The sequence below is a fragment of the Shewanella sp. P1-14-1 genome (assembly GCF_001401775.1).
GTDB classification, from domain to species: Bacteria; Pseudomonadota; Gammaproteobacteria; order Enterobacterales; family Shewanellaceae; genus Shewanella; species Shewanella japonica.
Genome location: NZ_LKTL01000011.1, coordinates 147,993 through 159,632 on the forward strand (window position 1 = coordinate 147,993; position 11,640 = coordinate 159,632).

General features: G+C 40.4%; 9 protein-coding genes and 2 tRNA genes. 8 read left to right on the forward strand and 3 right to left on the reverse strand.

Annotated features, from left to right (window positions below):
- Window positions 1–45: 45 nt before the first annotated feature.
- The gene (locus AN944_RS10095; RefSeq protein ID WP_055024483.1) at window positions 46–1,866 is read left to right on the forward strand and encodes an AsmA family protein; all 1,821 of its coding nucleotides are present in this window, start codon (window positions 46–48) and stop codon (window positions 1,864–1,866) included.
- Entirely contained in the window at window positions 1,866–2,411 is a 546-nt protein-coding gene (locus tag AN944_RS10100; protein ID WP_055024484.1) for a BsuPI-related putative proteinase inhibitor, read from the forward strand. Before AN944_RS10095 ends, AN944_RS10100 begins: the two co-directional genes overlap by 1 nt.
- A gap of 144 nt (window positions 2,412–2,555) precedes the next feature.
- On the opposite strand, the gene AN944_RS10105 is transcribed toward AN944_RS10100, so the two are convergent.
- Window positions 2,556–4,073: a LysM peptidoglycan-binding domain-containing protein gene (locus tag AN944_RS10105; protein WP_055024485.1), complete on the reverse strand. Its 1,518-nt coding sequence runs from the start codon at window positions 4,071–4,073 to the stop codon at window positions 2,556–2,558.
- Between the two features lie 143 nt (window positions 4,074–4,216).
- Window positions 4,217–4,993, reverse strand: coding sequence for a hydroxyacylglutathione hydrolase (gene gloB, locus AN944_RS10110; protein ID WP_055024486.1), 777 nt, complete (start codon window positions 4,991–4,993; stop codon window positions 4,217–4,219).
- A 316-nt stretch (window positions 4,994–5,309) separates the two neighbouring features.
- Between gloB and AN944_RS10115 the strand changes: the two genes are divergently transcribed.
- Window positions 5,310–6,035: a class I SAM-dependent methyltransferase gene (locus AN944_RS10115; RefSeq protein ID WP_055024487.1), complete on the forward strand. Its 726-nt coding sequence runs from the start codon at window positions 5,310–5,312 to the stop codon at window positions 6,033–6,035.
- 5 nt (window positions 6,036–6,040) lie between these two features.
- Here AN944_RS10115 and rnhA read toward each other — a convergent pair whose 3' ends face one another.
- Window positions 6,041–6,514, reverse strand: coding sequence for a ribonuclease HI (rnhA, locus tag AN944_RS10120; RefSeq protein ID WP_055024488.1), 474 nt, complete (start codon window positions 6,512–6,514; stop codon window positions 6,041–6,043).
- 68 nt (window positions 6,515–6,582) lie between these two features.
- Here rnhA and dnaQ point away from each other — a divergent pair, with 68 nt between their 5' ends.
- The 5 genes from dnaQ to AN944_RS10145 all read left to right on the forward strand — a co-directional run bounded on the left by dnaQ (window position 6,583) and on the right by AN944_RS10145 (window position 11,530).
- Window positions 6,583–7,317, forward strand: a complete 735-nt coding sequence (gene dnaQ, locus AN944_RS10125; protein ID WP_055024489.1) for a DNA polymerase III subunit epsilon — start codon at window positions 6,583–6,585, stop codon at window positions 7,315–7,317.
- A gap of 3 nt (window positions 7,318–7,320) precedes the next feature.
- On the forward strand, window positions 7,321–8,616 hold the full coding sequence (locus AN944_RS10130) for a TIGR03503 family protein (protein WP_055024490.1): 1,296 nt from the start codon (window positions 7,321–7,323) through the stop codon (window positions 8,614–8,616).
- A 467-nt stretch (window positions 8,617–9,083) separates the two neighbouring features.
- Window positions 9,084–9,160: transfer RNA gene (locus AN944_RS10135), tRNA-Asp, on the forward strand.
- Between the two features lie 50 nt (window positions 9,161–9,210).
- Window positions 9,211–9,287, forward strand: a tRNA-Asp gene (locus AN944_RS10140).
- Window positions 9,288–9,523: 236 nt separating this feature from the next.
- Window positions 9,524–11,530 carry a sodium:proton antiporter gene (locus AN944_RS10145; RefSeq protein WP_082419983.1) on the forward strand — a complete coding sequence of 669 codons (2,007 nt, stop codon included), beginning with the start codon at window positions 9,524–9,526 and terminating at the stop codon, window positions 11,528–11,530.
- Window positions 11,531–11,640 lie beyond the last annotated feature (110 nt).

Sequence of the window (11,640 nt, forward strand, 5' to 3'; positions counted from 1 at the left end):
TAGTAACGCTAAATTGAGAACCAATTTACTGACAAGGAAGCAAACATGAAGGCACTTAAATGGCTGTTAGGTATCGTGGCTGGAGTAATATTAATACTCGCAGTGTACTTAACGGTATTTTTTGATTTGAATAGTTTTAAACCGCAAATTGTTGAGGCGGTTGAAAATCAAACTGGACGTACATTTGTCATTAAGGATGATTTGAGCTGGAGTGTATTCCCATCGATTGGCATAAAATTGGGTGGGATATCACTATCTAATCCAGAAAATTTCTCTGCTAACAACTTTGTTGAAGTGAATGAAGCTGTTGCCAACGTAGAATTAATGCCGTTATTAAGCCAAGAAGTTGAAATTGCGATGCTTTCATTAGATGGCTTAACGGTCAATATGATAACGCAAAAGGACGGTACCACGAGTATCGATGGTTTGAGTGGTGACAGTTCGGCAGCTGTGATAGAAGACAAAACGACTGATTCAACAGCTAAAACAAGTGTTGAACTACAAAGCTTACAAATTGGCGGAGTATCAATCACCAATACCACTATTAATCTGATTGATGAAACGACAGATACGACTCAAGTCTTCAAGCTTAATAGCTTAACATTGGGTGAGTTTTCATTGGGTAATGACGCTGACTTTGCATATGACTTTTCAGCACAGCTTCCTGATATGACGGTTAACAGTAATGGTGAAGGCAAGCTAAACGTCAGTAAAGACTTGGCTAAATTAGCCATTAACGGCTTCACGATTAATACTGATGTCAGCGGTAAGGGCATTCCTAATAATCAAGTATCCACGCAATTAGTGACAGATATAGCCGTTGCACTTGATTCACAAAACGTAGAAGTCATTATTAGCAAATTATCTGCAATGGAAATTGATGCTACAGGTAAGCTAAGTGTCAACTATGGTGCAAAAATCCCGAAAATAAACATGCAAATGGACTTTGGCGACATCGATGTGGATAAGTTAATGCCCGCTTCTGATGAGCAAACTCCAGCAGAAACAGAAAAGGTGGCGAGCACGGCACCTGCAACAGAGCCTGACTTATCCGCATTAAAAACCATTGATGTGACTATGGGCGTCACTATTAAGTCAATTAAAGTGGCTAATTTACTAACTCAAAATTGGAAAATGAACGCCACAGTTAAAGATGGTATCGCCAATTTGAGTGAATTTTCTGCAAACCTATATGAAGGCAGTATTCAAGCAACGGCAAAACTTGATGCACGCCAAAAAGTCGCAAGTTATCACTTTGAAGAATCACTGACTGGCGTACAATTCAGACCGCTACTAAAAGACGCTGCTGATGTGGATTTAATTTCAGGTGCAGCAAACTTCAAAGTTAAAGGCTCTGGTAAAAGTTTAATCCCTGACAATATAAAGAAAAACCTATTAGCGAAAGGGGATTTTGAAATCGCTGATGGTTCACTTTATGGGGTTAATATTCCGCAAATGATCCGCAGTGCGCAAGATAAACTCAAAGGTGATCTTTCTGCGAAAAATACTGAAGAGTTAAAAACAGATTTTACAAGTCTGACAGGCAGCTTTGATTTAAATAATGCAGTACTGACCAACCCTGATTTAGCGATGTCATCACCACTTATACGTTTAAGCGGTAATGGTAATGCCAATATAGACTCACAAACAGTAGATTATAAATTAACTACGTCTTTAGTGGGTTCTTTAGCAGGACAGGGTGGTGAGAAAGATGCATTAGCGGGCGTTGATATTCCGTTAACGATTACAGGTAGCATGCAAGACCCTAAATTTGGTATCGACACGAGTGCGTTATTTGATGCCAAAATAAAAGGTGAAACCGATAAGCTTAAAGATAGCTTGTTCAAAAAATTAGGAGGGTTTTAATGAAACGTTTTATAGGTTGCTTAAGTTTACTGTTAGTGGGCTGTAGTACAACAAGTACAGATGTCACTGCACAAAACACGGATGTCGATACTGCGAAAGAGACTAAAAGTGTCGTAAAAGCAAAATCAATTTCGCTTGGTGCTGGAGTATCAACAATGGCAGAAACCTTATTAGTCGGCTTTTTAGAAGCTGAAACCTATACAGACTCTACTAAAGCAATGTCGGTAAAACATACGGCAACTAACAGTCAGAGTTATCCTGTTAGCTTGATGTTTAATTCAGGGATGACCGCTGATTTAGGACTTTATGATCCTAAAGGTCAACAAATTTGGTCTTCTTCTCAGGATATGATGTATACCCAAGCATTGCGTACTGTTACGTTAGCACCAGCACAAACAATCGAAACTCGTTTTAGTGTCCCTGCTGCTGTGATGGCAAAAGTGTCAGGACCGGGATATCGATTCAGTGTCAAGTTTGCCGGTAAAGCTGAAGAAAGTGCAATGCCAGTGATAAATGCAGGTTCAACACCTTTGGTTGTTAACTAGCATTTCGTTTCCATTAGCACTAATCAGCGTAAAAAAATGGCAAGTGATATTATCACTTGCCATTTTTATTGGTGGTATTTAAGTTACCGATTCAAGCTTAACGAATCAGCACTTTTGTAATTAGTAATGAATAGCGTAACTCAATTAAGCGTTCACTTTTGATACATCAACAATTAAACGTAACATTTGTCCAGGCTGAATATATTTGGTGTTATGTAACTTATTCCACTTGATTAAGTCATCTACAGATACGTTAAATTTATTGGCAATACGGGCAAGTGAATCACCTGAGCGAACTTTGTAGTTAACTGTTCGCTCAGTTGCATTTGTTGATGCACGGCTACCAATTGTCAGTTCTTTTCCAATACTTAACGCGCCATTTTTAGGCAGACGGTTCCAGCGAATTAAATCATCGACCGAGACATTGTAACGCTTTGCGATAACCCACAGTGAATCGCCAGACTTCACTGTATAAGTGATATTCTTAGGTGTTAATTGATTTTGCGCTAATAACTGATCTGTTGTTAAGTCAGCGCCTTCAGGTGGCACTGGGATAATTAAATATCTGCCAGCTCGAATATTGTTGTTTTTAAGATTGTTACTTGAGCGAATAAATGATGCTGACGTATCGAAGCGTTTGGCGATATGACTGACAGTATCACCTGATTGAATCTTATAACGATGCCAATTGAGCTTGTCTTTTGGGTCAAGTTGCGCCAATTTTTGCTCAAATACATCTCTTTTGTCATAAGGCAGCACTAGAGTGTGCGGCCCTTCTGGTGACGTGGCCCAGCGATCAAGACCTGGGTTAAGTGCTTTAAGTTGGTTTATGTTCATGTCCGCTAAATCAGCAGCCAGTTTTAAATCAATTTGGCTTTGGGTATCGACAACGGCGATATGAGGCTCATTAGCGATAGGTGTTAAGGTAATGCCGTATTTATCGGCATTTTTGATGACATCGGATAAAGCGATGAGCTGCGGGACGTAACGTCGGGTTTCTCGAGGTAATGATAATGCCCAAAATTCAGTGCTTTTACCTGCGGCTTTATTTCTGCGAACGGCATTATTTACTCTGCCTTCACCAGTGTTATACGCTGCTATGGCATACAACCAGTTTTCGCCAGTTCTGTCGTAAAGATATTCTAGAAAATCTAACGCAGCAGTTGTCGCCGCGGGTACATCTCTGCGTCCGTCGTACCACCAATCACTTTTTACCCCAAAATGATTCGATATTGGGGTCGTGAGCTGCCAAAGCCCCGAAGCTGCACTTGCTGAATAAGCAGATGGGTCAAATGAACTTTCAACGATGGGCAATAGCGCAATTTCAATTGGCATGTCACGCTTTTCAAGCTCTTCTACGATGTAATGTAAGTATGGCTCAGCCCGCTGTGAAACGATTTCCAAATGCCTTGGGTTCGCCAAATACCAGTCACGATATTGATTGACGAGCTTTTGGTCATCAATCGGCATTTTCATCTGTAGGCTAATGCGTTGCCATACATCTGTGATCTCGACGGGCTTTTCAACTTTAACGACCGTTTCTTCAGGCTCTACTGGCTTTTGAATGGTAATAGGCTCTTTAGCCGGCTTAGGTGTTGTTAGTGTTTGACAGCCACTTAAAAAGGCCACACCACCAACGATAAAATATAAAGATTTATGCATCAAAAACGAAATTCCTAAGTCTTGCAAAACTGACATGTTTAGTACGTCAGCCTAAAGTATTGGTCAAAATTGAAGCGGCATTGTAGAGCAAAATGCGCTAATTGTCTTTGTTAAGTTAACCTGCGTGGGATATCAACCCTAAACTAAAAGTGATTCTTCCATTCTCTGAGAAGAGTAAATGTTTGTAGTTCAGTCAAATTTTGTTGATTAAACTGCTTTGAAATAGATTGTTTAATTTCTGAACTACTACTTCGTAAAAATGGATTAATTGCTAATTCTGTTGCAATGGTAGACGGGATTGTTGAAATATTGTGCTGTCTTGCTGCTGCAACTTTTTGCTCGTATTGCAATAAAGCTGTGTTATTAGGCTCTACCGCGACCGCAAAAGTGATGTTAGCTTGGGTGTATTCATGTGCACAGTACACTTTTGTGTTGCCATTTAGTTTGGTCAATTTTGCCAATGATGCTGCCATTTGCTCAGGCGTTCCTTCAAATAATCGACCACAGCCGCCACTAAATAAGGTATCTCCGCAAAATAGAGCATCATCAATGCAATAGGCGATATGGCCGAGTGTATGTCCTGGTACCATAAGTACCTGCACTGACGAATTGATAAAAGGTAACGTTAGGGCTTGTTCGCATTCAATAGGATGAGTTAATCCTGCGATGTTTTCTTTTTGAGGACCATATACGCTCAGTTGTTGGTTGTATGCTTGCTGTAAACCTGCGATACCGCCAGTATGATCTGCATGGTGATGTGTGATTAGAATACCGACTAATTCAAGGTCTGTGTCATTGATATGGTCTAACACACTTTGACTACATCCAGGATCGACAACGTAAGCTTTATTGGTTCCTTGCTGATGAATTAACCAGATATAGTTATCATTAAATGCGGGAATAGCGTTAACAGAAAGCATGATTTAACCTTAGTAAAATATGTCGATACAGAGTAACGGATTATTGGAAGCTCGCCAAATGTTGATCAACAGTATGATGAGCCTTGTTGGATTAATACATTCTCTCAATAAACAGTGCACTCTATATTTTGACTTTGATTAAACACTGTCATTTAACAAGAAGTAAAGGCGACGTTATTGCCACTAGAATAAAGAATGTCATTAATTTTACTTATTGATCTCAAAACAATAAATATTTTGTTATCCCTTGACGACTTTGGGTTATAAATCGTTATACTCAATTATCGATATGTATTTTATAAGGGGCTGGGCGTTTATGTCGATTCATCACAAACCGCAACAGTGGCATCAATTACCCTGTGGTGATGAAATACAATTGGCTGTAGAACAGCGCTTAGCAAGTTGGTGGCCAAGAATATTCGGCTACCATTTATTAAAATTAGGTCCTTTAAGTCATCAAATCTCCAGCTTAAATTGTAATATCTCTCGCCATTTTTCTATTCATGAGGAAGAAGGTGCTTCGATTATTGCTGATCCACATCACTTACCTTTACAAAGTGGCTCAATGGATGCGGTTTTAATGAGTTTCTTAATTGAGTTTGAACAAGATCCTTATCGACTACTACGTGAAGTCGATAGGGTAATGATTTGTGGTGGTTATATTTTCATTTGTGGCCTAAACCCGGTAAGCACGGCGTTTGCGGGTAAATTGTTACCTAAGTACCAAACTCAAATTCCTTGGTCTGGGCAATTTTTTATGCCTGCTCGAGTCAAAGATTGGTTAGGATTGCTCGGTTATCAAATACTTCAAGATGAACGGTTTATTTATCACCCTTTAATAGGCGATATCAATCAAGGTAGTTGGTGGCAAAACCGCTTAGAGCGATGGCTACCAGGAATCGGCAGCGTCTATTTAATCGTTGCACGTAAAATGGACTCGCCATTAACACCTATACGAGAAAAGAAAAAAGCTCGAGCGCCGCAATGGGCCCAAGCATCAACAGCGGGGCGAACGGGTCATTCTAAACAGACTAACCAATAATTTGGTTAGTCTGAATTATAATTGACATCTTCTTGCTCGGGCTTTGCTTCAGCAGCCCATCGAGCTAAATCATCACAACGTTCGTTTTCTGCATGGCCAGCATGACCTTTAACCCAACGCCAATCCATTTGATGGATTTGGCTGACCTTATCTAAACGTTTCCATAAATCGACATTTTTTACTGGGGTCTTCGTTGAGGTAATCCAGCCCTTTTTTTTCCAACCGTGGATCCATTGCGTGATACCCTGTCGCATATATTGGCTATCACTGGTTAATATGACTTGGCAGGGCTCATACAAGGCTTCTAATGCGATGATTGGCGCGAGCAGCTCCATTCTATTATTGGTGGTAAGCTTAAATCCGTCAGACATTTCTTTGGTTTGGCGCTTATATTTCATTACAATACCGTATCCGCCAGGACCTGGGTTTCCTAAACATGAGCCGTCAGTATAGATTTTGATAAGTTTTAGTTCTGACATTGAATTGTTACCATACGTTTGACCTTATTTTTGGCAATTATACCTAAACATTTATTAATGAGTTACCTATGAATATTATTTCTAGCGCAAGCCGTCAGGTTATTTTAGATACCGAAACAACAGGTATGAACCAAGCTGGTGGCCCTGTATATATTGGACATCGCATTATTGAAATTGGTTGTGTAGAAGTCATAGATAGAAAACTCACGGGCCGTACATATCACCAATACATCAACCCAGGTCAAGCAATTGACCCTGAAGCAATTGAAGTTCATGGCATCACTGACGAAAGGGTTGCCAAAGAGCCGCGTTTTCATCAAATTGCTCAAGAGTTTATCGACTTTATTGATGGAGCTGAAATTGTTGCACACAACGCTCCCTTCGATATCAGCTTTATGGATCATGAATTTGCTAACTTGCAGCCTAACGGACCGAAAACTGCCGACATCTGTGGCATTCTTGATTCATTAACCGTTGCTAAGCATTTACATCCTGGTCAAAAGAACAACTTGGATGCCTTATGTAAGCGCTATGGCATTGATAACTCGAGAAGAACCTATCACGGTGCATTACTCGATGCTGAAATCCTCGCAGATGTTTATTTAATCATGACGGGTGGACAAATTAAGTTTAATTTGTCCAATGAAAAAGCTGGTCAAGAGGCGGGTGGGATTCAGCTTATCGATCAAAATGAGTTTAATCTTAAAGTGATCTCTGCAACGGCCGATGAACTAGTATCACATGATCAACGTCTTGATTTAGTTCAAAAGTCAGGAAAGTGCCTCTGGAGAGGTGAAGCGTAGCCGATGACCGCATTAAAGCCGTATTGTTTATTGTTCATTTTGCTGATTGGGAATTTGATTCCTCAATCGGCTTTTGCTGTTCCATACACTCAAGCGAGTGAACTCAAAAACCGTTTTCGAATTGATCATATGGTTGATGAGTTAACCTTGTTAGTACAGCGAGAATACGGCACTGCGCCTGTAATTGTCATTTTACCTGACGGCTCAAAATGGTATTCAGACCGTCACCCTGAATCAGTTAAGTGGGTTGATGGCTTAACTGGCGATATGATTAAAATCACTAAGCCTATGCCTGGCCCTTGGCAATTGTTGGGTAGCCTTGCTGAAGGCTCAAGTATTCAGAAAGTTTCAGAACTGGAAATCGAAGTTGAACCCATTCCGCAGCCGTTATATCAAGGTGAACGTCTAAAAGTCACTGCACGATTATTAGGTGACGGGTTAACGGTTAGATTACCTGGCTTAGATTTTATGGTGGAGTGGACCACAAAATTTGCAAGCCATCATAAAAACACCGACGCCAACTTTACAACGGGCACAATCATTGTCGGTTCGTATAAAGACAATGGCGAAGGATTAGATGAAGCACCTGATGATGGTGTGTTCACTGGTAAAAAGAATTTAAATCAGCCTTGGGGTAATTACACTTTAACAGTAGAAGCTCGTAATAATATCTTTCAGCGAGAAGTCAGTTATCCGTTCTATTTGTCTGAAAAGCCAATTGAAGTCGAAATTATAGAGCCAGAAGATAAGCTCAATGGTATTTGGCAGATTCAAGCGCTGGTAAATGAAGAAGCATTAAAACTGGAACAAACGCATTTTCACTTTGATATTGTTGGTCCCGCAGGGCTTAAATTACCGCTAAGCTTTAATGAAGTGACGAGTACTGAAACATTGATTTCGATCCCTCAAGTGACTGACTTTGGGAGTTACCGAATTAAAGGCACTGCGGTATCTACAACAGTCGAAGGACGAGAAATAGTGCTCGATTTACCCGAGCAGTTTTTTAATCTCATCGAACCGCCAGCACCGCCACCTTCAGCTGAAGAGCTCGCTAGACGAGCAGCGATACAAGCTGCAAATGAAGAAGCTGCAGCTAAGGAAGAAGCTATCTTCTGGATCCTTGTCGTTAATGGCTCTTTATTAGTCATTGGTATTCTAGGCTTAATCATTTGGCGGAAAAAACAAGCGCTTAATAAAGCATTAGCTGCGACTAAGCTGCGATTAGAGCAAGAGGGAGGCGACAAGGAAGATGTCCCGTCTCTTGATGATCTTGATTTAACAATGCCAGATGAAAAGTAGTGTTATTTTGATGGTTGGATTTAAATCCTCTTTATAAGCAGGATGACTTGAGTCGTAAACGACTTTACAGATAGCCGCTGCAAAGCGGCTAGCTAATTCAGCAATAACCACTTTAACACCGACTTTGTATTGATGTTTTGTCCACAGGCTTTTTTTACCCTTTGTATTTTCATGCGTTATGTTTCTACTATACTCTTAAAACTAAAACTAAAACTAAAACTAAAACTAAAACTAAAACTAAAACTGATTTTAGTTAATTTAACAGTAAGTTTTTTAATTCATCAGGCCTGCTTGTCGTTAGAATCCTGTCCTGCTTGAAATATTAATGCTATTTGATTTGCTAGTTTTATCATCAATAAGTGTATCTTTTAGCCTTTGCTGCGCATTTTTTAACTAAACAGACAAAAAGTTCAAAAAAATGGTTGACGGTTTTTCACGACAACTTTATTATTCTTCGCAACTTAAGTGGAGCGGTAGTTCAGTTGGTTAGAATACCGGCCTGTCACGCCGGGGGTCGCGGGTTCGAGTCCCGTCCGCTCCGCCAGTTAAGTTACTTAAATTTTGTTTATCTGTATATACAGGTGACACAGTTTAGGAGCGGTAGTTCAGTTGGTTAGAATACCGGCCTGTCACGCCGGGGGTCGCGGGTTCGAGTCCCGTCCGCTCCGCCAAACAGATTAGCCCTTGTCATATGACAAGGGCTTTTTTGTGCCTTCAATTTAACCTACTGAATATACAAAATTTATTGCCACTCTTAATACTAGCTCTTCAATGTTAATCAAATTCGATAAAATGCTATCAAACTGTCAATTACTGCTTGCTCTATAATCACATTTAGTATTTTATTAAAGGTATTAGCGTCAACATTTGATGGCATAAGTATTTAGTGTCTTTATAAGGAAATAACATGGTAGAACACATCACAGGCATGCTTGCGTTAATTGGCGTCTTGTCTCTATTGTGTCAATGGTTAGGTTGGAAGTTTCGTTTACCCGCTATTTTACCGCTACTTCTTTGTGGGTTATTACTTGGCCCTGGTCTAGATATATTAAATCCTGATGCCATTTTTGGTGATTTACTTTTCCCTATCATTTCGTTAGGTGTGGCGGTCATTTTATTTGAAGGCGCACTGACACTTAATTTTAAAGAAATCAAAGATCACGGCAGAATGGTGACCAATTTAGTGACTTTTGGCGCTTTTATTACATGGGCTTGTATTGCACCAGCAGCACATTGGTTATTAGGTTTTGAGTGGCCTATGGCTATGTTGTTTGGCGCATTAGTTGTTGTTACGGGCCCAACAGTGATTGTTCCCATGCTGCGCACCGTGCGTCCTAAATCAAACCTTGCCAGCATATTACGCTGGGAAGGTATCGTTATTGATCCTATTGGGGCGATTCTCGCTGTTCTGGTTTATGAGTATATTGCAGTCGCCGCTGCAGCAGATCCTACGACGCATGTTTTGTCAGCTTTAGGAATGACACTTTTACTTGGTTTTGGCATGGGCGCCGTTGCAGGCTACCTCATCGGTATTGCGCTAAGAACCAATGTATTTCCCCATTATCTAAAAAATACCGCCGTATTAACCATCATGCTGGGTATGTTTGTTGGATCGAACTTGCTTCAAGAAGAATCGGGGTTATTGACTGTGACGGTCATGGGGATATGGCTTGCCAATATGCGTGGCGTCGACATTGCCGATATTTTAGAGTTTAAAGAAACGCTTACTGTACTGTTGATTTCGGCACTATTTATTTTACTCGCCGCGCGATTAAATTCGACAGCGATGTTGGATCTAGGATGGGGAGGGGTCGGTGTATTATTGGTCGTTTTATTTATTGCCCGTCCGCTGAGTATTTGGATATCAGGAATTGGGACAAGTTTATCTCGGGCTGATAAATGGTTTTTAAGTTGGGTAGCACCAAGAGGTATTGTGGCAGCTGCCATATCATCACTCTTTGCCATTAAATTGGAAGCCATTGGTGTTAACGGAGCAAGTTCAATCGTACCGTTAGTGTTCTTGATCATTATAGGCACTGTGGTTATTCAAAGTCTTACTGCGAGCCCTTGGGCTAAGTTTTTGGGGGTTAAGGCTGATTCATCTCAGGGATTGCTATTATTTGGCGCGTCTAAGTTTTCTCGAGAACTAGCAAAAGTTCTGACTGATAAACAAGTTAAAGTGGTATTGGCTGATAATAACTGGGACAACATTCGCCAAGCAAGAATGGCAAATATTCCGGTGTACTTTGGTAACCCTGCATCAGAACATGCTGAAAACTTTATGGATTTAAGTGGTATCGGCAGAGTGCTAATTTTATCGCCTTATCGACAATTAAACCCATTAGTTAGTTTTCATTTTCAGGATTTATTTGGCGTTAAAAAAGTGTACGGCCTAAATAACGCCGAAGGTGGTAGCGCAAGACACCAATTGTCAGAATCGTATTTAAAACGATTATGTTTATTTGGGGAGTCAGTCTCATATGCTCGCATTGCGAGCTATATGTCAAAAGGTGCAGTAATTAAAGTGACCAACATTACTGAAAACTTCACCTTGACTCATTTTAGGGAGCGTTACGGTGAAACCGCAATGCCACTGATATATTTAACCAAAGAGCAAAAAGTTAAAATTGTCACAGGTGAAGACACTGACTTACCCGTTGGAATTGAGTTAATTAGCCTGTTACCACAAGAAGCGCAAGAGCAAGCGATTATTCAACGTAATTTAGCTGAAGCAGAAGAACAAGCCAATAAAGCTGCTCAAAAGACCCTTGACTCACAAGAGCAAACAGTAGAGCTAGACAACGAAGAAGCACCAACTGATCAAACGTTAACTGCAGTTGATTCAGAAGGTGATGCAGAAGCTAACACTACAGTGAATAATGCAATTAATGAAAAGGACGAAACAAAGCAATAGTTTTGTAGATTAAACGTCATTATGTCTAGTCCTAAAATAGGTTGACGGTTTTTATTAAGCCAGTTGGTACTCCCTACTGGCTTTTTCATGCACCTCGTTTGGGGTTTTCA